Origin of the sequence: Plantactinospora sonchi (assembly GCF_036422035.1) — a bacterium.
In the GTDB taxonomy this organism is placed as follows: Bacteria; Actinomycetota; Actinomycetes; order Mycobacteriales; family Micromonosporaceae; genus Plantactinospora; species Plantactinospora sonchi.
The window spans coordinates 23,066-49,115 of sequence record NZ_JAZGQK010000038.1; the positions used below are offsets into that span (position 1 = coordinate 23,066).

Consider the following 26,050-nt stretch of genomic DNA (forward strand, 5'->3'; position numbering starts at 1 on the left):
GGCACGCGCGTCGAGTACACCGTGGAGATGGATCTCGGCCACCTCGTCGGCGGGGTGTACTCCGTCCTGCCCGTCGACCGGGTGACGCCCCGGTGTCCAGGCCGGCCCGGACGGGCCGGCCTGGACGTCACAGGATCAAACCAGGTCGTACCGGTCCAGCTCCATGACCTTGACCCACGCGGCCACGAAGTCCCGGACGAACTTCTCCCGGGCGTCGTCGCTGGCGTAGACCTCGGCCAGCGCCCGCAGCTCCGAGTTCGAGCCGAAGACGAGGTCGGCCCGGGTACCGGTCCACTTGACCTCGCCGGTGGCCAGGTCGTGGCCCTCGAAGGTGGTGGCGTCCTCCGAGGTCGCCTTCCACGTCGTACCCAGGTCGAGCAGGTTGACGAAGAAGTCGTTGGTCAGCGCCCCGGGCGTGCTGGTGAAGACCCCCAGCGACGACTGCTGGTGGTTCGCGCCGAGCACGCGCAGACCGCCGACCAGGACGGTCATCTCGGGCGCGGTCAGGGTCAGCAGGTTCGCCCGGTCGACCAGCAGGAACTCCGCCGGCAGCCGGTTGCCCTTGCCGAGGTAGTTGCGGAACCCGTCAGCGGTCGGCTCCATCGCGGCGAACGACTCGACGTCGGTCTGCTCCTGCGACGCGTCCGTACGCCCCGGGGTGAACGGCACCTCGACGTCGACGCCGGCGCTTCGCGCGGCCTGCTCGACACCGACCCCACCGGCGAGCACGATCAGGTCGGCCAGCGACACCTTCCGGCCGCCGGTCTGGGCGGCGTTGAACGACTCCTGGATCCCCTCCAGGGTGCGCAGCACCCGCGCCAGCTCGTCCGGGTTGTTCACCTCCCAGCTGTTCTGCGGCTCCAGCCGGATACGCGCGCCGTTGGCGCCACCGCGCTTGTCACCGCCCCGGAACGTCGACGCCGAGGCCCACGCGGTGGAGACCAGCTGGGACACGGACAGCCCGGAGGCGGCGATCTGCGCCTTGAGGGCGGCGACGTCCCCGGCGTCGACCAGCTCGTGGTCCACCGCCGGAACCGGGTCCTGCCAGACCAGCACCTCGCTGGGAACCTCGGGACCGAGGTAGCGCTGGATCGGGCCCATGTCACGGTGGGTCAGCTTGAACCAGGCCCGGGCGAAGGCGTCCGCGAACTGGTCCGGGTTCTCCATGAACCGCCGCGAGATCTGCTCGTAGACCGGGTCCACCTTCAGGGCGAGGTCCGAGGTCAGCATCATCGGGGCGTGGCGCTTCGCCGGGTCGTGGGCGTCCGGGACGGTACCCTCACCGGCGCCGTGCTTCGGCTTCCACTGGTTGGCGCCGGCCGGGCTCTTGGTCAGCTCCCACTCGTACCCGAAGAGGTTCCAGAAGAAGTTGTTGCTCCACCGGGTCGGCGTGGTGGTCCAGGTGACCTCCAGGCCGCTGGTGATCGTGTCGGCGCCCTTGCCGGTACCGAAGCTGTTCTTCCAGCCCAGACCCTGCTGCTCGATCGGGGCCGCCTCCGGCTCGGCCCCGACGTTGTCGGCAGGTCCGGCGCCGTGGGTCTTGCCGAAGGTGTGGCCGCCGGCGATCAGCGCGACCGTCTCCTCGTCGTTCATCCCCATCCGGCGGAACGTCTCGCGGATGTCCCGGGCCGAGGCCAGCGGGTCCGGGTTGCCGTTCGGGCCCTCCGGGTTCACGTAGATGAGACCCATCTGGACCGCGGCCAGCGGGTTCTCCAGGTCCCGGTCGCCGGTGTAGCGCTGGTCACCCAGCCAGGTGGTCTCCGGACCCCAGTAGACGTCCTCCTCCGGCTCCCAGACGTCCGGGCGGCCGCCGGCGAAGCCGAAGGTCTTGAAGCCCATCGACTCCAGGGCGACGTTGCCGGTGAGGATCATGAGGTCGGCCCAGGAGAGGCTCTGACCGTACTTCTTCTTGATCGGCCAGAGCAGGCGGCGGGCCTTGTCCAGGTTCGCGTTGTCCGGCCAGCTGTTGAGCGGCGCGAAGCGCTGCATGCCGGCGCCGGCGCCGCCCCGGCCGTCGCTGATCCGGTACGTGCCGGCGCTGTGCCACGCCATCCGGATCATGAACGGGCCGTAGTGGCCGAAGTCGGCCGGCCACCAGTCCTGCGAGGTGGTGAGCACCTCGGCGATGTCCCGCTTCACCGCGGCGAGGTCGAGGCTCTTGAACGCCTCGGCGTAGTCGAACTCCTCGCCGAGGGGGCTCCGCACGGCGGGGTTCTTGGCGAGGATCTTCAGGTTGATGCTCTCCGGCCACCAGCTGCGGTTGCCGCCGCCCTGGGTCGGGTGCGGGGCGCGTCCGTGGGCGACCGGGCAGCGGGACTCGCTACCCGCGTCCGCGTCGTGGACGACAGCCTCGTGGTGCTCGGACATGGGGTTCTCGGACAACGGATTCCTTCCGTGTTTGGGCGGAACAGGGAGTCAGGAACTGCCTGCGGTGGAACAGTCGGGGCAGACGCCCCGGTAGACGACCTCGGCCTCGTCGATCCGGAAGCCGTTGTCGTCGGACGCGGTCAGGCAGGGCGCCTCGCCGACGGCGCAGTCGACGTCGGCGATGAGACCACATGATCGGCACACGACGTGGTGGTGGTTGTCACCGACCCGCGACTCGTACCGGGCCACCGAGCCGGCGGGCTGGATGCGTCGCACCAGACCCGCGTCCGTCAGCGTGTGCAGCGAGTTGTACACCGCCTGGTGGGACACCTCGGGGAGTTCGCCGCGCACGGCACCGATGATCGACTCGGTGTCGGCGTGCGGATGCGTGTGCACCGCGTTCAGCACGGCCACCCGAGGACGGGTCACCCGTAACGCGGCCCCACGCAGCATCAGCGGGAAGTCCAGGGTCGTGGCCACGCACGGCAGTCTGGTCAGTTTTCTGGAATCAGTCAAGAAAATGGGCGGGACATCACCCCGGGAACCGGGCCGGACCAGGCAGTACCGGGGAGCCGCCCGGCCGCCACCTTCAGCGCCGGGCGAGGTGGTGATCGAACCCTGACGCGTGAAGGTAGCACGCGCAGAAGTTCACATTTCGCCCATGGTCACCGCGTCGCCGGGACGCACGTGTCGACGTGGAGGTCGTACCCGTGAGCCGGAAACCGGTCGCCGAGCAGCGCCGCCGCACCGCGTCATAAGTTTCCATTATCTGTGGTGCAAGAGATTCGTATTTCCCTGAGGAGAGTTTGATTCACTGACGCCCCCTCCCTAGCGTGTGGGTGCGGCGTACGGGACGCGACCGGCGCCACCGTCGCACGTGGACCGTCGGTCCGGCTGAACGCCGGAGGACGGGCGGCTGTCGCGGCGGGCAGGCTCCGCCGGACCCGAACCCGCAGCACGCGAATCCGGGAGGTTCATACCCATGCGACCGTCGCACCACGGTCACGTTTCCGCCCGTTCCGGCCCCCGCCGCCGGGTTCTCGCCGTGGTCGCCACGCTCACCGTCTTCGGTGGCCTGGTCGGCGTCACGCAGACGTCCAATGCCGGGACCGAACGGGCCCTCGCCGGCCAGCGGGCCCCGGTCGGCTGCGACCCCACGTCGGCACCCGCGTCCACCGGTACGTCGGAGGATGCCGGCGGAGCCGGCACGGCCACCGAGGGCGCCTCGCCGTCGGCGTCCGCTCCCCCGGACGCGGTGGAGTGCGAGGAGCAGGACGGCGGTGAGGAGACGCCCGCCACCCCGGGCGCAGGGTCCGGATCGCCGAGCGCGGGCGCCCCGGGCAACGGCCTGGAACCGCTCGGCGACAACTGTGACAACAGCAGACTCGCCGCGCACACCGGCTTCCAGGAGGGTGACCGGTGCGTCTCGACCGCGTTCGGTGAGCTGGGTGCCGCGGAGCAGAACCCGACACTGCTGATCGCCGAGGCCCCCGAGACGGTACGGGCGGGAGAACGCTTCCGGATCGTCGTGAGCACGCGCAACCTCGTCCGCGACCGATTCCTGCCCGCCGCACAGGGCGGCTACTACAGGGAATCGTCGCTACTCAACGAGGAGGGCCTGGTCCGGGGCCATTTCCACACCTCGTGCCGGATGCTCACCAGCACCAACGCGGCGGCCGAGCCTGCTCCGGTGCCCGCCTTCTTCGTCGCCACGGAGGACGGCAAGGGCGGGAAGGAGCCGGATCTGGTGATCGTCGAGGTGCCGGGACTGCCCGCCGGCCTCGCGCAGTGCTCGTCCTGGGCTGGCGACGGCTCACACCGGATCCCGATGATGGCCCGCGCCAACCAGATCCCCGCGCTCGACTCCGTCCGCATCTGGGTCCAGCCCGCGGAGAACGACCCGCCCGCCGACGACCCCGGCGACAACAACCCACCGGCCGACGACCCTGGCGACGACAACCCACCGGCGGACAACCCGGGAGACGACCAGCCACCCGCCGACCAGCCCGGCGACAACAACCCTCCCGCCGACGACCCCGGCGACGACAACCCACCGGCGGACAACCCGGGAGACGACCAGCCACCCGCCGACCAGCCCGGCGACGACAACCCGCCGGCGGACAACCCGGGAGACGACAACCCGCCCGCCGACCAGCCGGGTGACAACAACCCACCCGCGAACCAGCCCGGTGGGCAGCCTCCTGCGCAGCAGCCCGACGACGATGACGAGCAGTCAGGGAACGGGCAGCAGCCTGGGGGTCAGCAGCCGGAACCGGAGAAGTCGAGCGGCCGTCCGACGCCGGAAGCCACCAAGCCGACGCCGGACGGAGCGGACGCCGTCGCGGAGCCCCCGGTCCGGCAGACCAACGCTGGCGGTTCGGGCGGAGGGTTGGCGCTCACCGGTGCGAACACGATCGGCTTCATGGTCGGCGGCGTACTGCTGCTGATCGCCGGAACGGCTCTGCTCTACCTGACCCGGCGACGCCGCGCGGTACGGCGCTGACCCCACCGACACTCGACGACCGGACCGAACGGCCCGGGCCACCCGTATCAGGGCGGTCCGGGCCGTTCGGCGTACGAAATTCCCACCGGACGAGCGGGTGCGCCGAACTTCCCCGCGCCTCCGGCGCCGCCCCGGTTGACCGGCGCCCTGGGCTGACCGCAGACTCCGGTTTAGTCGGCCGGAGGCCCGAGCCGGGCCAGCTCACGGCGGAGGTTGTCCCGGGCGGCAGATTCGCCTCGTCGGGCCAGCGCCGGCACGTGGAAGAGGGCGGGAAGGGCGAGCAGATTCCGCAGGACCGCAGCCCGGCCGACCTGGAACGCCGGGTCGGGAACGTGGGCGTACTCGGCGCGGATCGCGGCGGCGTAGCGGTCGTACTCGGGGGCGGGAGAGGCCAGGATCGCGAGATCGGCGTCGCAGAGCAGGGCACCGTCTTGGTCCTCGGGTGCGGCCCGGTGGCCGACGGTGAGCAGTACCAGCCTGACCACCTCGGCTACCGTCTCCCCCGGAACACCGAGCCCGGTCAGCAGCTCCGCGGCGAGTTCCGCGCTGGCCCGCTCGTTGGCGTCGCCAGCGGCCCGGGGGTCGTAGACCGCGTCGTGACACCAGGCCGCCAGCCGCACCAGATCGGGGCGGACGGCGTGGCCCTGCTCCGCGTCCACCACAGCGAGTACGGCCGTCAGGTGGTCCACGTTGTGGTAGCGCCGGTGCGGCTCACGCCATCGGCCCAGCAGCACCGCCCCGGCGGACACCACCGCCACGTCGCGGGTCGCCCCGGCCGCGACGGCCGCCGCCCGCCACCGCGTCAGCAGACCAGCCTCGTTCACAGCGGCACCCCATCGAGCTCGATCCGCAGGCCGTGGGTAGACCCCTGACAAGATCCATTGACACCGTCATCCTGGCAGATCCCCGCAACGAACTCTTCCGCCGCCGCGGCGCCGCACCGCTCCGAGGAGACCCGGGAAACCACCTGTCGCCCTGTCGACGGTACTGCGGACACCCGAGCGGGGAAGAAGGCCCGACGACGGCAGCCGACCCGGGACACGATCGAGGGCTGGCCCTGGAGCCAGCCCTCGATCACCTGTCGGTCGGTGCGCGGTCGGTCAGAGTGCCCGCACCCGGACGTTGCGGAACTCGATCAGGTCATTGGTGCCGTGGTTCTGCAACCCGACGAACCCGCTGAGGAACTGTCGCAGGTCCGTCGGCGGGTCACCCTGGCGGGACGACTGCTTGCCGGGCGTGTTGTCGAACTCGGCGATCACCACGCCGTTGCGGATCATCGTGTAGTGCTGGCCGACCACGTGGATCTCGTAGTCGTTCCACTGGTTCTTCGGGGTCACACCGGCCTTCTCCAGCGTGTTCGGCGCGAAGTTGTAGACCGAGCCGGTCTTCTGCGGCTCGCCGGTCTCGCCGTCGTAGATCTGGATCTCGTGACCGCAGTAGATCGCCACCCAGGCCTGGGAACTACGGGCCGAGCCGACCGTGCCGCAGCTGCCGGGTGGACGCTGCTCCAGCGGTGTTCTCGGGTCCGGGAACCGGACGAAGAGACCGCTGTTGGCCCGCACACCCTCCGGGGAGAGGTCCCGGAACTGCACCTTGATCGAGTAGTCGGCGAACTGCTGATCCGCGTACCACAGCATGCCGAGGCCGCCGGAGCTGCGGATCGACCCGTCCGGACGCAGCGAGAACGACCCGCTGGGTGCCTGGCGCCAGCCGGCGAGCGACTTCGCCGAGCCGTCGAAGATCGTCTTGTACCCCTCGGTGGCGCCGATCGGGGACTGCGTCCCGGCCCGGCGCAACGCCCGCATCTCGCGGTTGTCGATGACGTGTGCCGCGGTCAGCTCGGCGAGCACGGCGTCCAGGTGGGCCACGAACGAGGCCCGGTTCGGCCAGGCGCTCTCGTCGTCGATCAGGTCGTTGATCGTGCAGCCCCCGCCGGCCTGGCGGTTGGCCACCCCGGTGTCGGTCTCCAACAACCAGACCGTCGGCCGGGCGTCCGGCGCGGTGCAGCCGGCGTTGACGTCGACCTTCCCGGTGACGACCTCACCATCGGCGTACGTCACCTTCAGCGTCGCCTGGAAGGTGCCGTACCGCTTGTAGGTGTGCGTCGGGTGGGGCGCCGTCGACACCTTGGCGCCGTCGCCGAAGTCCCACTCCCAGGCCACGCCGCCGACCTTCGCGGCGGAGAACCCGATGGTCCGGGGCTGGCTCGGCGCGACCGACCGCGCCGTGGCCAGGCTCGGGTTCGGGGTGGCCTGGCCACCCTGGTACGTGATGCGGACCAGCTTCTGGTTCGCGTGCAGGCTGAAGAAGCCGCTGCCGTAGTCGAGCAGGTAGAGCGCGCCGTCGGGACCGAACTTCGCGTCCATCCAGGACTGGAGCTGGTTCGCGCCGTTACCGCCCTGGATGATGCTGCGCAGGTCCTCGGCGAAGGCCGGCGCACCGGCGTGCGCGACGGTGTCCGGGTTGACGGTGATCGCGACCCGGTTGTTGGAGTTGGACTGGTCACCGATGAACCACTTGTCGTCCCAGTACGCCGGCCAGGCGACGCCGCTGTTCACGTCGACGTTCTCCCGCTGGTACGTCGGACCGTCCATGATGGCCTGCCCGCCGCCGCTCAGGTACGGCTGGGTCAGCGTGATGTCCTCGGTCTTGTACGTCGGCAGGCCGCTGCCGTCGGCCCGCTCCGGGAAGACCGGCCCACCACCCTGCGGCGAGTACCAGACCATGTTGTCCCGGACCGGCGGAAGGTTGACCAGGCCGGTGTTGCGCGGCGACTCGTTCTTCGGGTTGTCGCAGTCGTACCAGCCGGTCAGCACCTTGGCGTCGGTGTTGCTGCGGTCCCGGTACGGCTGCCGGTTGCCCATGCAGTACGGCCAGCCGTGGTTGCCCGCCGAGGTGATGATCGTGGCGGTCTCGTACTTCGCCGGTCCCAGCTCGGGGTTCGGCGCACCGGCGTCCGGGCCGACCCAGGCGGCGGTGAGCCAGTCGTTGACCGGGTCCCAGGCGATCCGGGCGATGTTGCGCACGCCCATCACGTAGATCTCCGGGCGGGTCTTGCCGCCGCCCTGTTCCTGCCCGGTGAAGAGGTTGCCGTCCGGAATCGTGTACGTCCCGTCGGACTCCGGGTGGATCCGGAGGATCTTGCCGTTGAGGTCGTTCGTGTTGCCGGAGGTACGGCGGGCGTCCTGGAACGAGATGCCGGCGTACTCCTGGGTCCAGTTGTTGCCGGAGTAGCCGTCCGAACCGCCGGAGGAGTTGCTGTCCCCGGTGCCGACGTAGAGGTTGCCGGACTCGTCGAAGGTCATCCCGCCACCGGCGTGGCAGCAGCTGTGGATCTGGGTGTCCCAGTGCAGCAGGTCCTTGCGGGTGCCCTGGTCGACCGACTGCGCCGCGTGGTCGTAGGTGAACCGCGAGACCGTACGCTGGCCGACCCGCCGTTCCCGGTCGATCGACTCGTGCGGCATCCAGTAGACGTAGAACCAGCCGTTCTCCGCGAACTTCGGGTCGAGGGTGATGCCGACCAGGCCCTCCTCGTTCTTCACCAGCTCGCTGCCGCTGCCCCGGTTGCCCATCACCTTCAACGTGGTCAGCAGCTTGACCTGCTTGTTCTTCGGATCCCACTGGTGGATCGTGCCGCAGCCCAGGCCGACGTTCGGGTTGGCCCAGTCGGCGACCGGCCCGGACGGGCAGGCGGCCTTGCCGATGTAGAAGACCTTGCCGTCCGGCGCGATGGTCAGGCCGTGCGGCTCACCGATCTGGTCGAGCTGCCCGGACTGGTTGGCGGCGGTCAGCCGTTCGATCCGGTAGTTCGAGGCGATGGTCGCCTGGCAGTCGCCCCGGACCATGCCGGTCGCCCACTGGATCGCCCCGAGCAGGTGGCCGCGGAACCGGGTGTCGGTGGTGTAGCTGGCCTCGGTACGGCCCATGCCGGTGTAGAACGACCGGCCACCGTCGTAGTCGCGGCACCAGGAGACCGGGTGGAACGCGCCGTTGCCGCCCAGCCCCGCGTCGTAGGTGCTCTCCTTGACCTGGGCGACCGTGTGCACCCGGCCGACCGGGCTCGGGTCCCAGTTCATCCACTGGTCGGAGCGGGTCCAGTTCAGCGGCAGCCCCTTGTTCGCCGGATGCTGCCGGTCGACCACGTCCACCACGGCCTCCTGCACCCGGGTCTCCGGTGCGGGCCCCGCGTCCGGGCCGATCAGCCACAGCTCGGCGAGCTGGATCAGCGGCTCACCGCTGTTCGCGGTGATGTTCAGCCGGTAGTACTGGTACGCCTGGGTGTTGCTGAACGTGAACTGCCGGGTCTGGAACCGCCCCGAGAAGGTCTCCCCGGTCCGGCGATCCAGATCGGTCCAGGTGTTGCCGTCGGCCGACCCCTGCAGGGTCCAGTCCTTCGGGTCGCGGCCGACGAAGTCGTTCGCCGACGTCAGCGCGTACTGGGCGATCGCCTTCGGCTCGGCGAGCTTGGCGCTCACCCAGGCCGTCGGGGTACGGACCAGCCACTTGGTGCCGGTCGCCCCGTCGATCAGGTTCTCGACGATCTCGTTCGGCGGGTTGTTGCCGCTCGCCGTGACGCTCTCGATCTTCTCCGCGTTCGGCAGGGTCGCCGCCGGACGGGTGCCGATCAGGCCGGTGAACCACTCGGAGCCGGGCTGTGCCCGGGCGGCGTCGTGGATGCCGACGAAACCGCCACCCCCCTTGACGTACGCCTGGAAGGCCGCCTCCTGGGAGTCGTTCAGGGTCACCCCGTTGGCGGACAGGAACACCACGCCGCGGTAGCGGTCCAGGTTGTCGGCGGTGAAGACCGACGGGTCGTCGGAGTCGTGGACGTTGAAGCCGTTCTCGTCGCCCAGCTTCCGGATCGTGTTGACCGCCCTGGCGACCGGGTCCTCCTGGGAGGCCGCCGGGCCGTGGAAGACCAGCACGTTCACCGCCCGGCCGCCCCAGGCCGGCGCCACCCCGCCGAGGCCCGGGTCCGGGGCCGCGACGGCCGGCGCGGCCGGCGCGCTCAACAGGCCGAACGCGAGTACGGCAGCGGAGGCCAGCGCGACCGCGCGGCGGAACGGGCCGGCGTGCCGGGGTGGCCGGGACACCGGGGTGAGCGCGAGGGACGGTGGGTCAGCGGGGCCGGGACGGGATCGCCCGACCGGTCGGGACAGCCGGAAATGGCGTGGGTGAGCCATTTCTCCTCCTCCAGAGGGGGTACGAAGAGTCGCAGAGGTGGTCAGTGGGGCGTGGTCGCGGGTCATCGGTGGTTGGTGTGCGCGTCGGCGGGTGCCGCCGCGCCCTGGGCCGGCGCGGCCGGCGCGTGGCCACCGGCGTGCGGCGGCATCTGCCCGTTCTCGTCCAGCACGTGCAATGTCGTGGACATGCCCAGGTCGGAGTGGAACTGCATGTGGCAGTGCAGCATCCAGTGCCCCGGTCCGACCGAGTCGCCGGCGACGAACTGCACGCCGAAACTGTCACCCGGGCCGAGCGTCTTGTTGTCGATGATCGGGACCGAGTCGACCAGCGCCTTGCTGCCGTCGACCAGGCCGGTCCGGGTGTCGGCCCAGGAGTGTCCGTGCACGTGGAAGGTGTGCATGTCGTCCCCGATGCCGATGACGATGAACTCGACCCGCTCGCCGAGCTTCGCCACCAGGCAGGTCGGACCCGGCACCGGGTTCACCGGGTCGCAGGTGTCCGCCTCCGCGCTGCGCCGCAGGTTGATGGTCTGCCGGTCGCCGAAGACCGTCACGTACGTCCGGTCGGGCCGTGGGTCGCCCTGCCGGCGTACCACCAGGCCGCCGAAGAGCCCGGAGCGCAGGCCCTGCGTGCCGTGCGGGCCGCCGACCACGTGGTCGTGGTACCACCAGTAGCCGGCGGTACCCGGCGAGGTCGCGGTCCGCGGCTTGGCGAACCAGAAGTACGTCCGCGATCCGCCCGGCGGCACGAACGAGTCGCTGTGCACCGTGCCGTCGGACTGCTGGGTGTACTTGACCCCGTGCACGTGCAGCGACACCCCGACCGGGTGTGCCGGATCGGTACGCAGCTGTTCCAGGGTCGCGGCCGGCACCTGGTTGTGCAGGGTGATCGCCAGACACTCCCCCTCGATCATCTCCATCGTCGGACCGGGGTACGAGGCCGTCTGCGGGGTGAGGCCGTAGCCGAGCCGTACCTGGTTCGTCACCGGGTCCTTGGGCAGCTCCACCGCGTACAGGCTGAGCCGGCGGTCCGGGGCGACGCAGCCCTCCGGCCGCTCCGCCGACCGGGCCGCGGCGGCGGCCTCGACCGCCGGCTGCCCGGCCGACTCGGCGGCGGTGTCGTCGCGGGCGAGGGCGAGCCCGCCACCCGCGCCGACCAGCGTCACCAGCATCACCACCGCCACCAGCACGGCCCGGCCGGTCCCCGAGTCGAACAGCCGGGCCGGGGACGACCGGCGGACCTCCGGCCCCTCGGCGGCCGGTGACCGCACCGGCCCGCCGATGTCGTTCATTTCCTTGTCCAAGGCGGTATCCAATCGCTCGGCCCACCACCGCTGACGCCGGTGGCGGAGAGGACGACGTACGGTCACGGGGTCAGCGGGGCGATCCGGATGTTGCGGAAGCTGACGATGTCGCCGGCACCGTGGTTCTGCAGGCCGATGTAGCCGGTCGCGTTCTGCCGTCCGGCGCCGCCCGGGTCGTCGGCCCGAGGCGGGCTGAAGACGGCTCCGGGGACGTTGTCGTACTGGTTGATCAGCTTGCCGTTGCGGAACACCGAGTAGTGCTGGCCGACCACCCGGATCTCGTAGTCGTTCCAGGTGCCCTTCGGGGTGACCCCGGCGCCGTCCAGGTCGACCTGGTCGAAGCCGTACACTGACCCGCTCTTGTACTGGTCGCCGTCGGCCCGGTCGAAGATCTGGAGCTCGTGGCCGTACTTGATGGCGACCCACTCGGGGCGGGGCTCCTGCGGGTGCTGGTGCGGCTGCGGGAACCGGACGAAGACCCCGCTGTTGGCCCGACCGTCACCGGGGGCGTCGTCGCGCCACTGGAGCTTGAGCGAGAAGTCGCCGTAGCCGCGGACGGGGAACCAGAGCATGCCCAGGCCGTCGACGGCCCGGCTGGTGATCGAACCGTCGGCGTTGCGGCGGAAACCGCCCGCGCCGACCTGCTCCCAGAGCGTGAACGAGGCGTTCGAGCGGTCGAGCAGCGGCTGGTAGCCCTGCTTCTCCTCGGACCTGCCGACGTTGGACTCCCGGGCCGTGCGGACCAGGGTGTTGCGCTCCCTGAGCTGGATCCTGCCCCGCTGGTGCAGGTGGTCGGCGACCGCCGTGACGTGGTCCACGAACTCGTCGTGGCCGGGCCAGGCCCGCTCGTCCTCGATCAGGTCGTTGATCGAGCAACCGCCCTCGATCACCCGGTTGGCCACCCCGCTGTTCGCGGTGCCGAGCCAGACCGTCGGCCGGGTGTCGGTCACCCGGCAGTTCGGTGCCGGCGGTCCGCTCTCGACCACGGTGAACGTGGTCGACCCGGTGCCCGAGGTGTTGCCGGCCCGGTCGGTGGCCCGGTAGCTGACCGTGTGCGGGCCGGGGGTGTTGACCGTGAGCGGTCCGGTGTAGGTGACGTAGCCGCGCCCGTCGAGGGCGTACTCGACGCGGTACACGCCGGAGCCGCTGTCGGTGGCGGTCAGCATGATCGTGGCGCTGCCGACGTACGCCCAGCTGCCGTTCTGTTGTCCGGTGATCGCGGCGTTCACCGTGGGCGCGGTGGTGTCGGGGTTGGGGGGCGCGACCACGGTGAAGGAGACCGATCCGGGGGTGGAGGTGTTGCCGGCGACGTCCGTCGCCCGGTACGCGACGGTGTGCTGGCCTGGCTGGTTGACCGTCACCGGCGCGGTGTACGCCGCGTACGGCTGCCCGTCGAGCGAGTACTCGACCCGGTCGACCCCGGAGCCGGCGTCGGTGGCGGAGACGGTGACCGTGGCGGCACCGACGTAGGCGCCGTTGCCGTCCCGGTTGCCGGCGACGGTGGCGGTCGCGGTCGGCGCGGTGGTGTCCGGGTCCGGTGCCGCGACGACCTGGAACGTGACCGACTGCGGTTCCGAGATGTTGCCCGCGTGGTCGGTGGCCCGGAAGTCGACCTTGTGCTCGCCGACGGTGTTGACCGTCACCGGGGCGGTGTACGCCGTGTACGGCTGCCCGTCGAGCGAGTACTCGACCCGGTCGACCCCGGAGCCGGCGTCGGTGGCGGAGATGGTGACCGTGGCGGCACCGAGGTAGCCGCCGTTGTCGTCCTGGTCACCGGTGACCCCACCGGTCACGGTCGGCGGTGTGGTGTCCGGGGTCGACGTGCCGGCCACCTCGAAGGTGACGGACTGCGCGGCGGAGGTGTTGCCTGCCTGGTCGGTGGCCCGGTAGCTGACCGTGTGCTCACCCGGCTCGTGGACCATGAACGGCGCGGTGTACGCCGCGTACGCCTGCCCGTTCAGCGAGTACTCGACCCGCTCCACCCCCGACTCCGTGTCGCTGGCGGTCAGCGTCACCGTCGCCATCCCGACGTACGCGCCCTCCTCGTCCTGCTCACCGGTCACCGCGGCGGTCACCGTCGGGGCGGTGGTGTCCGGATCCGACGGCGCCACCACCTCGAACGCGGTCGACTGCACCGGCGAGGTGTTGCCGGCGACGTCGGTGGCCCGGTACGTCACCGTGTGCTGACCCGGCTCGTGGACCATGAACGGCGCGGTGTACGCCGCGTACGCCTGCCCGTTCAGCGAGTACTCGACCCGCTCCACCCCGGACTCCGTGTCGCTGGCGGTCAGGGTCACCGTCGCCATCCCGACGTACGCGCCCTCCTCGTCCTGCTCACCGGTCACGGCGGCGGTCACCGTGGGGGCGGTGGTGTCCGGGCTCGACGGCCGCACCACCTCGAAGGTCGTCGACTGCACCGCCGAGGTGTTGCCCGCCACGTCGGTCGCCCGGTACGTCACCGTGTGCTCGCCGTAGGCGCTGACCGTCACCGGCGCCGAGTAGGTGCCGTACGGGCCGCCGTCCAGGGAGTACTCCACCCGACCGACACCGGAGCCGGTGTCGGTGGCGGACAGGGTGACCGTGGCGGAGCCGACGTACGCCCCGTCCTCGTCCTGCTCACCGGTGACCTCGGCGGTCACCGTGGGCGGCGTGCTGTCCTCGCCACCGCCGGTGACGACGAGCAGACCGTTCATCGTGCCGTGTCCGGGGATCACGCAGAAGTAGCGGTACGTGCCCGGGGTGAGCACCACGTCGACCTGGTGCCGCCCGTTGTTGGCGTCGAACGGGTCGGCCAGGATGTTCAGCTCCACGTCCCGGTTGTAGTCCGGGTTGCTCGTGTCGAACGTGAGCGTGTGCTGCATGCCGGTGGTGTTGCCGGTCGCGGCGCTGTTCTCGAAGACGATGGTGGTCGGCCCGGCGACGGCGGTGGTGGGCGCGGAGGTGTACTCCAGCGTGCTGTTGCCCGCCGTCCAGGTGAGCACCTGGGCCTGCAGTTGTCCGGCCGACGCGGTGCCGTTGGCCGAGGTGGGTTCGGTGTCCGCCGGGCGGGCGCTGGCCGGTACGGCGGCGACCACGGAGCCGGCGAGCAGGACGGCCATTACCGCGAGCACCCTCATCGGTCGGCTGGGCCGGCCCGTGGCGAGCCGGGCGAGTAGCCACGGACGCCTCGGTGTGCGGCATCGCACAGGGAGAGCTGGCATGTCGGACATACCTTTCGCGAGTCGTGCGGAACGTCGCCGACCGGGGGTTTCCCGGATCGACGGACGGCATGGCGGCAGACCGCACACCGACGCGGTCCACCTGGGGCGGACCGGGTGACGCGGTTGCCGTCCGGTCAGGACGGAGGTGTGGATGGAGGTGTCAGCCCTGTTGGCGAAGGTGGACGGTGGGCGGGGCCGGATCCTTGGTGGTGGTGGTGGGGGTGGAGTCCTCGGTGGGGGTGGACGCCGACCACGCGTCGCCGAAGCGGCGGAGACCGACGTCGTCGCCATGACACGGGGGACCGTGCCAGCGACGGTCTGCGGACACCGGCAGGCTGGGGAGTCGGTTCCCCCGGCCCGGACCGTGGCCCTCAGACGGTGAGCTAACCGCGCCGCCGGTTACCTCGCCGAAACATGTTGATATTGACCGACCCTAACGGCCGTGGCGTCGACATGTCTACATCTTTCGACGGACTAGGCTCAACTTTTGCTCGTAGCAACAAAAGGATCGGGCAGGCCGCGCGTCGACCACGTCAGACCGGCCGACGCGTCGAGCCCGGTCGCCCGGTCCGGCCGACACGGTCGGCCGACCGACGCGCCGCGACGTCGGGCGCCTCGCCGCACCCTGGACACCTGAGACTGGGCGCCTGACGGCCGGCTCAGCCCCGCAGGTACTCGAGCATGTCCGGCCCCGGCGCGGTCCGGTTCCGCCACGGGTACCGCGCGACGGGGTACGTCCTCGGGTCACGTTGCAGACGCGCGTAGCGTGCCGCCAGGGCGGCGAGCAGCATGGGCCTGAGTTGCGGGTCGTCATCGGGCGCCACCGCCAGCGCGCACAGGAGGACCTCGACGGCGATCTCCGGGTCGTCCCATCCCTGTACGGGCGAGAACACGATGTCGGACTGCCAGATGAGCTCCGGCCAGCCCTCCGCTGTCTTCATCACGCCCTTGCTCCCCTCGGGAGCCTTGACCGGCCTCGCCTGCGTGACCAGGTCCTCGGGACGGCCGGCGTAGCGGGGCGGCTCGACGACCTCCACCTCGGCGTCTTCCGGCAGCCACACGAGGCCGCGTCGGCCGTGCACGACCCCTCGGAGCTCGACGAGCGCGAACGGGTTCTCGTCGCTCACCCGCCGGGTCCACACGGTGACCACGTCGCCGATCGCCGGTGACCCGTCGTCGGACCGACCCGTCGGACCGGGACCGGTGATCCGCACGCGGGAGAACGTCGGGACCGTGGCAAGCAGCATGTCCGGGACACTAGTGTCGCGGACCAGCTTCCTTGATCATCTTCTCGGATGGTCCACCCCGACTGGTCGGCCGCTGTTCGGGCGGGACGCGGCCCGGCGTAGGCCACCGGCTGAACTCCGGTACGTGGTCTGCCGGCCGGCGCCGCCCCTACAGCACCTTGAGGACCTCCTTGGCGAGAGGACCGGACGAGGCGGGGTTCTGACCCGTGTAGAGGTTTCGGTCGCTGACCAGGTAGGGCTCGAAAACGGGGCCACGGGAGTAGTCGGTGGGCAGGTTGCGCACCTCGTCTTCCATGAGCCACTTCGCCCTGTCCCGCAGGTGCACGGCCTCTTCCTCGTCGTTCGTGAACCCGGTGGTCCGGTATCCAACGAACGGGGAGTTCCCGTTGACATCGCGGGTGGCGAGAAGAGCGGCGGGTGCGTGGCACACGACGGCGAGGGGCTTACCGGACGCGAGCGCGTCTCTGAGGAGCTTCCCCGAGTCGCGGTCATATGCCAGGTCTTCCATCGGACCGTGTCCGCCGGGATAGTAGACGACGTCGTAGTCGTCGACGCTGACGTCTCTCAGGACGAGCGGGCGGCGAAGTTCTTCGGCCTTCTCGATGACGGCTTCCTGTGCGAGCGAATTGTCTTCGCCACCCGCCATGCTGGGGCGCAGGCTCATGGTGTCGACGGTGGGAATGACGCCACCAGGGGTCGCGACGGTGACCTGGTGGCCCGCCCCGGTGAAAACGCTGTAGGGCGCGACGAATTCTTCAGCCCAGTAACCGGTGGGATGACGGTGACCGTCCTTCAGCGTCCAGTACTGCGCACCGGACACCACGAACAAGACCTTCGCCACTGTTTTCGCCTCCTTGACCCGGCGCGACGGGAACGGGCAAACACCCAGGCAGAACATTCCGAAGGATCCGCCGTACTTTCGCCGAAGCCAACGCTACCTACCAGCCCGTACCGAGACAGGCTCAACCGACGGATCTGTTGGTTGCTCCCCCGCGCCCTAGGCTGGCACCATGTCGGTGGAGCGTGGAGTGATCGACCTGGATGAGCACCACCACCAGTCGACGGCGGCGGGCAGCGTGGTTCCCGACCGCCTCCTGGCCAGACGGAAGATGAGTGTCCGGCTCGTCGCTGCCTTTGTTGTCGGCGGGGTGCTTGGTGGCTTTGGTGTGAGCGTGCTGCGGGACTCGCGGGAGGAGCGGGAGCGAAATGCTTCGGTCGCACTCCTGGCCTTCCCCGCGACCATCGCCGGCGGGGGTTCGGACGTCCCGGGCGTCCTTGAGCTGGACGGGCAACTGGCCGTGACCAACGCGGGCCAAGCGCCGATCACGGTTCGTGCGGCGACTGGGCAAGGACCGGGTGCCCTGGTCCGTGACACCGGCGAGTCTCGCTTGCTACGCCCCGGTGATACCGACTTGATCGATGTCGAGCTGCGCCTCGAATGCGCGACCGCGTTCGGGAGTGAGCTGTTGCCGATGCGATTCTCGGTCGAGACCGGCGATCGCCGGGTCAGAGAGATCGACTACCCCGTCGCCCTGGTGGGGAGCATCTGGCACGTTAGGACCGAGCAGCCGTGCGCGCACTTCCGTGAGCCGAAGAAGCGCGGCGGACAGCGCTGAAGCGGATCTCCTCGTCGGGCAGTCCCCAGACCGTCCAGCCTTCCGGACGGGGACAAGGTGGAGCGCCGCACCAGCCGAACGACCCTGAGTCGGTCAGGAGAGGCTGACAGCCCCTGTGGTGCCCGGCGAGGTGGTCCGCCCAGCATTCTCGGTCGCCGGTCGTGCGGCTGCGGAATCAGTGCGGACTGAGGGGTTCGGCCCGGCCCTCGGCGTGGTGCGGCCGGGTCGTCGGCAGCATGGCTGACCAGGGTTTGCCTGGTGGGGCGGGCGGGACTCGAACCCGCGACCGAGGGATTATGAGTCCCCTGCTCTAACCGACTGAGCTACCGCCCCGCGCTGGCAGCGCCGGGATCGTATCCCGGTGTACCGCCGACCGACCACCGACATCAGAGCTGGGCGCGGTCGGCCGCCGAACCGGGCCCGGCGTACGCCACGATCGGGTCGGCAGGGCGAGGATAGCAACCGGAGCCGACCACCGGGCGACGCCGACCGGGCCACGCCGGCCCCTACCCGGGCGGTTGACCCGTGACCGGGGATCACGAGTCCCCCGCTCCGAGCGAGCCGCGACTCCGCAGCCGCCGGAGGATCACTCCCGCGGCGCGCCAACCGCTGGCCAACGCGCCCTGCACCGACGGGCTGGCCCGGTGGTCGCCGGCGACGAAGAGCCCCTCCCCCACCACCACCGGCTTGCGGAGCCGCCCCTGTGGCGGCGGCGCGGCGGGTAGCGCCGCCGGCACCGCGACCGTGGTCAGGTGCTCCCAGTCGTCGACCGGTACGCCGTAGAGCCGGGCGAGTTCGGCCCGGACGACCGGCTCCGGCGGGGCCTGCGGACCGGCCACCGAGGTGGCGACCAGGTGCCGCCCGGCCGGGGCGTACATCGGCACGGCCAGGCTGGGCACGACCGTGTTGGCGACCAGTCCGCCCCGGTCCCCGTCGAGCAGCAGGATCGGCTCGTCGACCGGCGGCTCCAGGGTCGAGTGGTAGTACGTGGTCAGCTGGTTCATCCGTACCGGGCCGAGGGTCGGTAGCAGTGCGCTGGCCGTACCCGGGTCGGTGGCGACCAGGACGGCCCGGCAGCGGATCGCGCCGGCCGGGGTGACCACCAGCCCGGGCCGGACCGAGGAGGCTGGCACGCCGAGGGTGATCAGCGAGGCCGGCAGCGGTGCGGCGACCGCTGCCGGCAGGGCGCCCATCCCGGCCGCCGGCAGCCCGATCCGGCCCCGGGTGAAGGCGCGGACCACCATCGCCAGCACGCGGCTGGACGTGGTCAGCTCCCGCTCGCCGAAGACCCCGGAGAGGAACGGCCGGAGCAGTTCCTCCACCGCCCGGTCGGAGAGGCCGACCCGGCGCAGTTCCAGTTCGGTGCTCAGCTCCGGCGCGGCGAGCAGCCGCTCGACCGGGTACGTGGCGCAGCGTCCGGCGAACCCGGCCAACCGCAGCCGGTCGAACGCCCGGCCGACACTGCTGATCCGGTGTGCGCCCACGGCGCGGCCGAGCCGGCCGAGGGTGCCGGGCGCCTGCGCCATCCGGCCGAGGTCGACAGCGTCGGCCAGACCGGTGGCGATGGTCCGGGCCGCGCCGAGCGGGTCCCGCAGCGGGTGGACCATCCGGTGCCGGCCCTCACCCCGGCACACCAGCACACCGTGGGTGAAGAAGCCCAGCTCCAGGTCGGCCGGGTCGACCAGGTCCGCCTGCCGGGGATAACCGGTGTTCACCACCTGGAAGCCATGGTCGATCAGGTAGCCGTCGACCCGGTCGGTGGCGACCCGGCCGCCGAGCCGGTCGGTGGCCTCGACCAGCGTCCAGGGTGTGCCGGCCCGGTGCAGACGCCGGGCGGCGGCCAGCCCGGCGAGCCCGCCGCCGACGATCACCACGTCGGTCTCGGCCGGCGGCGTGTTCCTTGTCGTCACCGGGCCACCCGCCGCTCCGGCCGACGGCCCGGTCCCCGTTGTCACCGGCTCACCCGTGGTCGGGCCGGTCCGGGGCCCGGAACAACCGGGACGGCCACCAGATCACCGGGCCGAGGTCGTAGGTCAGCGCCGGGACCAGCAGCGAGCGGACCACGATGGTGTCCAGCAGTACGCCGAGCGCGACCGCGACCCCCAGCTCGATCAGGATCACCAGCGGAAGTACGGCGAGCGCCGAGAAGGTCGCGGCGAGGACGATCCCGGCCGAGGTGATGACGCCACCGGTGACCACCAGCCCGCGCAGCACCCCGGCGCGGGTCCCCCGCCGGACGGCCTCCTCCCGTACCCGGCTCATCAGGAAGATGTTGTAGTCGATGCCGAGCGCCACCAGGAACACGAAGGCGAAGAGCGGAAACGACGAGTCGACCCCGGGGAACCCGAAGACGTACCGGAACAGCAGGGCGCAGAGTCCCAGGGTGGCCAGGAAGGACAGCACCACGGTCAGGATCAGCAGCACCGGGGCGAGCAGGGACCGCAGGAGCAGGGCCAGGACCACGGCGATCACCCCGAGCACCACCGGGATGATGACGTTGCGGTCCCGGATGGCCGCGTCCGAGGTGTCCACCGTGGTCGCGGTGAATCCGCCGACCACCGCGTCCGCACCCGGTACGGCGTGTACGGCGACCCGCAGTTGCCGTACCGTCCGCTCCGCCGACTCGCTGTCCGGTGATGTGGCCAGGGTGGCCTGGAGCAGCACCCGTCCGTCCACCACCTTCGGCGGACCGGCGGCCCCGCCGGGGCCGGCACCCGGGTCGCCCGTGCCGGTCGGATCGGGGTTCCCGGCGGGTACGGCCCGGACCTCGGCCACCCCGGGCACCGACCGGGCCGCCGCGGTCACCTGGTCGGCGGCACCGGCGGCGGTGAAGATCTCGGCCGGGCTGCCCATCCCGCCGGGGAAGTGCCGGTCGATGACCTCCTGCGCGACCACCGAGTCGGGCCGGTCGGTGAACAGTTCGGTCTCGCCGAGCCGGGTGCTGCCGAGCTGGGTCAGCCCGATGGCGAACCCGACCAGGACGAGGGTGGTCACCAGCCAGACCGCCCGGGACCGGCGGGCGATGAAGTGGGCGGTCGGCTTCCACAGCCGACCGACGGTGGCGGCGTGTTCACGGTACGGCGACCGGGGCCAGAACGCCCACCGGCCGCCGAGCAGCAGCAGTGCGGGCAGGAGGGTGAGCATGACCACCAGGGTGGCGCCGATCCCGACCGCGGCGACCGGCCCGAGGGCCTGGTTCGAGGTGAGGCTGGAGAGCAGCAGGCAGAGCAGGCCGGCGATGACCGTACCGGCGGAGGCGACGATGGCCGGCGCGGCGCCGCGCCAGGCGGCGAACAGGGCCTGGACGGTTCCCTCGTGGTGGCAGAGTTCCTCCCGGTAGCGGGCGATCAGCAGCAGGGCGTAGTCGGTGCCGGCACCGAAGACGAGCACGGTGAGGATGCCCTGGGCCTGCCCGTTCAGCATGATCACCTCGGTCTTGGCCAGGAAGTAGACGGCCAGCGCGGCGAGGGCGTACGAGATGCCGGCGGCCAGCAGCGGGATGATCCACAACACCGGGCTGCGGTAGACGACGAGCAGGATCACCAGCACCACACCGAGGGTGACCAGCAGCAGTGGCCCGTCGATCGAGGAGAAGACCTCCACCAGGTCGCCGAGCAGACCGGCCGGGCCGCCGACGGCGACCCGCAGCCCGTCCGTGGCGGACTGCTCGGCCGTCCGACGCAGCTCGCCGACCACCTCGGGGGTCCGGTCGCCGTCCGCGCTGTCGACCGGCACGATCACCTGCAGTGCCATGCCGTCCGTGCTGGGTATCGGCGGCGGCAGCGGGGTGACCACACCCGGGATCCCGCTGAACCGGGTCGCGGCGGCGGCGACCCGCTGCCGGTCGGCGTCGGTGATCCCGCCCGCGCGGGTGTAGACGACCAGCGCGGGTACCGTCTCCCGCTCGGCGAAATCGGCGGCGAGCCGCTGGGCCCGGGTCGCCTCCGCGTCCTCGGGCAGGAAGGCCGCGTTGTCGTTGACGGCGACCTCGCCGAGCCGTCCCGCGTACGGACCGGCGACCGCGGCGACCGCGAGCCAGCCGACCACCAGCAGGGCTGCCCCCAGCAGAGCGGTACGGCTGCGCGATCCGGCCATCATCCCCACCCGTTCCGTGCGCCGTCTCTCCCGACCCGCCCGCGCCTCGGAACGCCCCGCCCTTCACACACCCGCGGCGGGACGGCGCGGAGCGGCAGGGCGGGTCCCCGGACCTTGCGGATGGACCCCGGATAAAACGATGCCCGCCGGGTGGGCCGGCGGGCGGGAAGTTGGTGAAGCTCCCCCGTTTGGACTCGAACCAAAAACCTGCCGGTTAACAGCCGGCTGCTCTGCCAATTGAGCTACGGGGGATCGCGGTGTCCGGTACCGGATCTCTCCGGTGCGGTGCGACGGGACAAGAGTACAGGACCACCGGGGGTGGTGGTCCAGCGGGTTGTCGCTCGGGATCCCGGGCGTCCTGTCCCGGCCGCCGAGGGATCCTATACCGGACAAATCGTCTGGCTGGCCCCAACCAGGCATGACTTCGGTGGAGGATGGGTACCGACCTGGGGACAGACGACGCAGGCGCGAGACACCTAACCCGCCGGGAACATCCGGTGGACGGACCCGCGTCAACACGGAAGGAGCCGCCATGCGCGGAAAGCTGTGGTTCGTCGGCGGGCTGGCTGTGGGCTTCGTCCTGGGCGCCCGGGCGGGCCGGGAGCGGTACGAACAGTTGGTGCTGCAGGGCCGCAAGGTTCTCGACCACCCGACGGTGCAGGAGGCGGCCGGGGTGGCCCAGGCCCAGGCGAACCGGCTCTACGCCGAGGGCAAGGACCGGCTCAGTCACACCCGGCTGGGCGAGAAGCTCGGCACCACCGGCAACGGCCAGTCCGCTGAACTGGGTGTCGGCGACAGCGGTACCGACTCGACCACCTCGACCTCGTCGAAGTCGTCAACCAGCCCGGCCTCGGCGACCGCCGCCCGGACCGGGTCCGGCGGGTCGGCTGCCAACGGCACCACGTTCTGAGCCGAACCGGCCCGGAATCCCGGCACCGACCGGTGCCCATACAGACCGGTGACCCGCCCGGCCATGGCCGGGCGGGTCGCCCTGTGTGTCGCGTACCGCCGCTCAGTCCCGACTGCTGAACGCCGCATCGAAGGCGGCACTCGGCGCGTCGAAGGCCAGCCGGCGGACGAACTGCAGCGCCTCCGGCGCCCCGACCAGCCGGTCCATCCCGGCGTCCTCCCACTCGATGGAGATCGGGCCGTCGTAGCCGATGGCGTTCAATGCCCGGAACGAGTCCTCCCACGGCACGTCGCCGTGCCCGGTCGAGACGAAGTCCCAGCCCCGGCGCAGGTCCGCCCAGGGCAGGTGGGACGCCAACCGGCCGCGCCGGCCGTCACCGGTACGGACCTTCGCGTCCTTGCAGTCCACGTGGTAGATCCGGTCGGCGAAGTCGAAGATGAAGTTCACCGGGTCCAGCTCCTGCCACACGAAGTGGGACGGGTCCCAGTTCAGCCCGAACGCGGGCCGGTGGTCGATCGCCTCCAGGGTGCGCTTCGTGGTCCAGTAGTCGTACGCGATCTCGCTCGGGTGAACCTCGTGGGCGAACCGCACCCCGACCTCGTCGAAGACGTCGAGGATCGGGTTCCAGCGGTCGGCGAAGTCCTGGTAGCCGCGCTCGATCATCGCCGGCGGTACCGGCGGGAACATGGCCAGGGTGTGCCAGATCGACGACCCGGTGAACCCGACCACGGTCTGCACGCCGAGCTTCGCCGCCGCCCGGGCGGTGTCCTTGATCTCCTCGGCGGCCCGCTGGCGTACCCCCTCCGGCTCCCCGTCGCCCCAGATCCGGGCCGGCAGGATGTCCTGGTGCCGCTCGTCGATCGGGTGGTCGCAGACCGCCTGCCCGACCAGGTGGTTGGAGATGGTGAAGACCTGCAGATTGTACTTGGCCAGCGTCTCCCGCTTGCGGTCGACGTAGGACGGGTCGGCGAGGGCCTTGTCGACCTCGAAGTGGTCACCCCAGCAGGCGATCTCCAGCCCGTCGTAGCCCCACTCCGAGGCGAGCCGGCACACCTCCTCGAACGGCAGGTCGGCCCACTGGCCGGTGAAGAGCGTGATGGGTCGCGCCATGGTCTTCTCCCTGTTGATCACATGCGGGATTCGCGACTGCGCCGTACGCGGCGCCGGTGGACCGGGGCGAGGGTGACCGTCCGGGACGGTGGCGGGGTTCTCCGGCGAGGTGTCCGGCACGTGCGTCGATCGCACCCGAGCCGGGCGGGTTGCGCCTCCCGCCTGGTCGCCGGCCACCACCGAGGATCGCCGAGACCACTCTAGGCGGTGGCGGGCGGGCCGAGAAAGACCCTGTACCCGTGATCAACGGATCGCCCCGGGCCGGTGGGTCCGGTCCGGGGCGATCCGGGTGGTCAGGGTGGGAGCGGGCGGCGGGGACGCGCGCCGGTGGTGGGGGGTCGCGCGCGCCGGCCGCCGCCCGCTCAACTCAGGAGGAGGCCCTCAGCCGGGTTCCTCAACGAGATCCTCAGGGCAGGGTCCACCGCTGGTTCGCGGCCCCGGCGACACAGTCCCACAGGTGTACGTCCTGCCCGTCGGCCGAGCTGTTGTTCGACACGTCGAGGCACTTGCCGGACGACGCGCTGCGCAGGGTGCCGTCGGCCTGGGGAGCCCAGTTCTGCGCCCCGGTGCCGTTGCAGGTCCAGAGCTGGATCTTGGTGCCGTTGGCGGTGCCGCCGCCGGAAATGTCCAGGCACTTGCCCAGCGCCCGCAGGGTCTGGCCGTTCCGGGTCCAGGTCTGCCGGGCCGAGTTGGCGACGCAGGTGTTGATCTGTGCCTGCGTACCGTCGGCGGTGCCGCCACCGTCGATCTCCAGGCACTTGCCGGCCAGCCCGACCACCGGCCCGGTCCCGCTGCCGCCGCCTCCGCCGCTCCCCCGGACCAGGGTGAACTCGTCGACGTCGTACAGGCCGGTGCCGGAACCGGCGACGGTGAGGTAGAGGTTCTGGGTGCCGCTCGGTACGCCGGTCAGCCCGGTGCTCACCTCCGCGTAGCTCTCCCAGCCGCCGGTGTTCGGGATCGTCGCGGTGCCGAGTACCGGTCCGGTCTGCGAGCCGGTCCGGACCTGGAGGGTGCCACCGGCGCCGCCGGAGACGACCCGGGCCCGCAGCGAGGTGACCCCGGTCAGGTTCTGCCCGTTGTACGCCGCCCAGTCACCCGGGTCGAGGTAGCCGATCGTCGAGCCGCCGTTGGCGCCGGCCTTGCCGACCACCTGGATCCCGCTCTGCGCGGTGAACGCCTCGGCCTGGACCGTGGTGTTCTGGCCCGGGTCCGGGCCGGGGCCGCCGCCGAGTTCCTTGATCCGGATGTTGCGGAACGAGACGTCGTCGCCGGTGCCGTGGTTCTGGATCCCGATGTGCCCGGCCAACGACCGTACCGGGTTGGTGTTGGTGAAGTCGTTGATCAGCACACCGTTGAGGTAGATCCGCAGCCGTTCACCCTCGACCAGCAACTCGTAGTTGTTCCACTCACCGGCGGCGTTCAACGCCGCGTCCCGGGCCGCGATATCCGCCGACTTGAACGTGTACACCGCGCCCGTGGTCCGGTCCGCCGCGTCGGTGGCGTCGATCTGGATCTCGTAGCCGTTGTCCACCGCCGACCACGGGTCCGAGCTGGCCGGGAAACCGATGAAGACCCCGGAGTTGTCGTCCCCCGCCATCCGCCAGTCCAGCTTCAACGAGTAGTTGGTGAACTGCTTCGCGCTGTACCAGTACAGGCCCATGCCGCCGACCGAGGTCAGGGTGGCGTCGGTGTTGGTGAAACTACCCGGACCGGCCTGGGACCAGCCGGTGGTGGAGCCGTTGTAGAGCGCGGTGTAACCGGACTCGGGCCGACAGTCGGCCTTGCTCCGCCCCGCCGCGTACCGGATCCCGCCGAGCAGATGCGACCGGAACGCCGGCTCCGCGTACGACGCCTGGGTGTGCCCACCACCGGTGTAGAACGACCGGCCACCCTCGAACGACTTGCACCACGCGTGCGGATGATCCGCACCCATCCCACCACCGGAATACGACGACTCGTCCAACGTCGCCAACACCCGCGCCGTCGACCGGGCATTCGTCCGATAGTTGTACCACTCGTCAGTACGCGGCCATGTCTGCGGCAGATGAGCCGTCGCCGCGTGCCCCCGGTGCTCCACCTTCACGTTCGCCTGCTGAATCGCCGGATGCGACGCGAAGTACGCCCCCACCAGATTGCCGTAGAACGGCCAGTCGTACTCCGTGTCCGCCGCCGCGTGCACCCCGACATAACCCCGACCCGACCGGATGTAGGACTCGAACGCCCCCTGCTGGCTGGCGTTCAGGGTGTCACCGGTGGTGTTCAGGAACACCACCGCCTCGTACTGGGCCAGATTCGCCGCACTGAACGCCGCCGCGTCCTCCGTCGCGGTCACCGTGAACGAGTTCGCCGCACCCAGCTCCCGGATCGCCTGGATACCGGCCGGGATCGAGTCGTGTCGAAAACCAGCGGTCTTCGAGAAGACCAGGACGTCGTACGGTGCGTCGGCGGCACTCGCCGGGCCGGCCGGCACGGTCGTGCAGGCCAGCACCATGAGCGTGGTGGCGGCGACGCTGAG

Annotated in this window: 15 protein-coding genes and 2 tRNA genes; 3 read left to right on the forward strand and 14 right to left on the reverse strand. The window is 71.0% G+C overall.

What is annotated here, in order from left to right:
* Nucleotides 1-135: 135 nt before the first annotated feature.
* Together katG and V1633_RS33960 are read right to left on the reverse strand one after the other, a co-directional pair.
* Nucleotides 136-2,367: a catalase/peroxidase HPI gene (katG, locus tag V1633_RS33955; RefSeq protein WP_331218452.1), complete on the reverse strand. Its 2,232-nt coding sequence runs from the start codon at nt 2,365-2,367 to the stop codon at nt 136-138.
* A 48-nt stretch (nt 2,368-2,415) separates the two neighbouring features.
* The gene (locus tag V1633_RS33960) at nt 2,416-2,820 is read right to left on the reverse strand and encodes a Fur family transcriptional regulator (RefSeq protein ID WP_331218453.1); all 405 of its coding nucleotides are present in this window, start codon (nt 2,818-2,820) and stop codon (nt 2,416-2,418) included.
* Nucleotides 2,821-3,349: 529 nt separating this feature from the next.
* Between V1633_RS33960 and V1633_RS33965 the strand changes: the two genes are divergently transcribed.
* Nucleotides 3,350-4,870 (forward strand): LPXTG cell wall anchor domain-containing protein, encoded by a 1,521-nt coding sequence (locus V1633_RS33965; RefSeq protein WP_331218394.1) that lies wholly within the window; start codon nt 3,350-3,352, stop codon nt 4,868-4,870.
* A gap of 170 nt (nt 4,871-5,040) precedes the next feature.
* Here V1633_RS33965 and V1633_RS33970 read toward each other — a convergent pair whose 3' ends face one another.
* From V1633_RS33970 to V1633_RS33995, 6 genes are all read right to left on the reverse strand, one after another.
* Nucleotides 5,041-5,694: an HD domain-containing protein gene (locus V1633_RS33970; RefSeq protein ID WP_331218395.1), complete on the reverse strand. Its 654-nt coding sequence runs from the start codon at nt 5,692-5,694 to the stop codon at nt 5,041-5,043.
* Nucleotides 5,695-5,970: 276 nt separating this feature from the next.
* Complete coding sequence (locus V1633_RS33975; RefSeq protein ID WP_331218396.1) at nt 5,971-10,053, reverse strand: ThuA domain-containing protein; 4,083 nt, start codon at nt 10,051-10,053, stop codon at nt 5,971-5,973.
* Between the two features lie 62 nt (nt 10,054-10,115).
* Nucleotides 10,116-11,357 carry a multicopper oxidase domain-containing protein gene (locus tag V1633_RS33980; RefSeq protein ID WP_331218397.1) on the reverse strand — a complete coding sequence of 414 codons (1,242 nt, stop codon included), beginning with the start codon at nt 11,355-11,357 and terminating at the stop codon, nt 10,116-10,118.
* A gap of 62 nt (nt 11,358-11,419) precedes the next feature.
* Nucleotides 11,420-14,557 (reverse strand): OmpL47-type beta-barrel domain-containing protein, encoded by a 3,138-nt coding sequence (locus V1633_RS33985; protein ID WP_407952157.1) that lies wholly within the window; start codon nt 14,555-14,557, stop codon nt 11,420-11,422.
* Nucleotides 14,558-15,216: 659 nt separating this feature from the next.
* A complete protein-coding gene (locus V1633_RS33990; protein ID WP_331218399.1) occupies nt 15,217-15,804 on the reverse strand; it encodes a hypothetical protein in 588 nt (195 codons plus the stop codon).
* Between the two features lie 148 nt (nt 15,805-15,952).
* Nucleotides 15,953-16,645, reverse strand: coding sequence for a type 1 glutamine amidotransferase domain-containing protein (locus V1633_RS33995; RefSeq protein WP_331218400.1), 693 nt, complete (start codon nt 16,643-16,645; stop codon nt 15,953-15,955).
* 169 nt (nt 16,646-16,814) lie between these two features.
* On the opposite strand from V1633_RS33995, the gene V1633_RS34000 reads away from it, so the two are divergent.
* Nucleotides 16,815-17,420 (forward strand): hypothetical protein, encoded by a 606-nt coding sequence (locus V1633_RS34000; protein WP_331218401.1) that lies wholly within the window; start codon nt 16,815-16,817, stop codon nt 17,418-17,420.
* Between the two features lie 256 nt (nt 17,421-17,676).
* Here V1633_RS34000 and V1633_RS34005 read toward each other — a convergent pair.
* From V1633_RS34005 to V1633_RS34020, 4 genes are all read right to left on the reverse strand, one after another.
* Nucleotides 17,677-17,753 (reverse strand) — tRNA-Ile (locus tag V1633_RS34005).
* 203 nt (nt 17,754-17,956) lie between these two features.
* Nucleotides 17,957-19,330, reverse strand: a complete 1,374-nt coding sequence (locus V1633_RS34010; RefSeq protein ID WP_331218402.1) for an FAD-dependent oxidoreductase — start codon at nt 19,328-19,330, stop codon at nt 17,957-17,959.
* Nucleotides 19,331-19,379: 49 nt separating this feature from the next.
* Nucleotides 19,380-21,515 (reverse strand): MMPL family transporter, encoded by a 2,136-nt coding sequence (locus V1633_RS34015; protein ID WP_331218403.1) that lies wholly within the window; start codon nt 21,513-21,515, stop codon nt 19,380-19,382.
* Nucleotides 21,516-21,694: 179 nt separating this feature from the next.
* Nucleotides 21,695-21,767: transfer RNA gene (locus V1633_RS34020), tRNA-Asn, on the reverse strand.
* A gap of 280 nt (nt 21,768-22,047) precedes the next feature.
* Here V1633_RS34020 and V1633_RS34025 point away from each other — a divergent pair.
* Nucleotides 22,048-22,425: a hypothetical protein gene (locus V1633_RS34025; protein WP_331218404.1), complete on the forward strand. Its 378-nt coding sequence runs from the start codon at nt 22,048-22,050 to the stop codon at nt 22,423-22,425.
* A 102-nt stretch (nt 22,426-22,527) separates the two neighbouring features.
* On the opposite strand, the gene V1633_RS34030 is transcribed toward V1633_RS34025, so the two are convergent.
* Nucleotides 22,528-23,535 (reverse strand): sugar phosphate isomerase/epimerase family protein, encoded by a 1,008-nt coding sequence (locus V1633_RS34030; protein WP_331218405.1) that lies wholly within the window; start codon nt 23,533-23,535, stop codon nt 22,528-22,530.
* A gap of 406 nt (nt 23,536-23,941) precedes the next feature.
* A complete protein-coding gene (locus V1633_RS34035) occupies nt 23,942-26,026 on the reverse strand; it encodes a ThuA domain-containing protein (RefSeq protein ID WP_331218454.1) in 2,085 nt (694 codons plus the stop codon).
* Nucleotides 26,027-26,050: the final 24 nt, after the last annotated feature.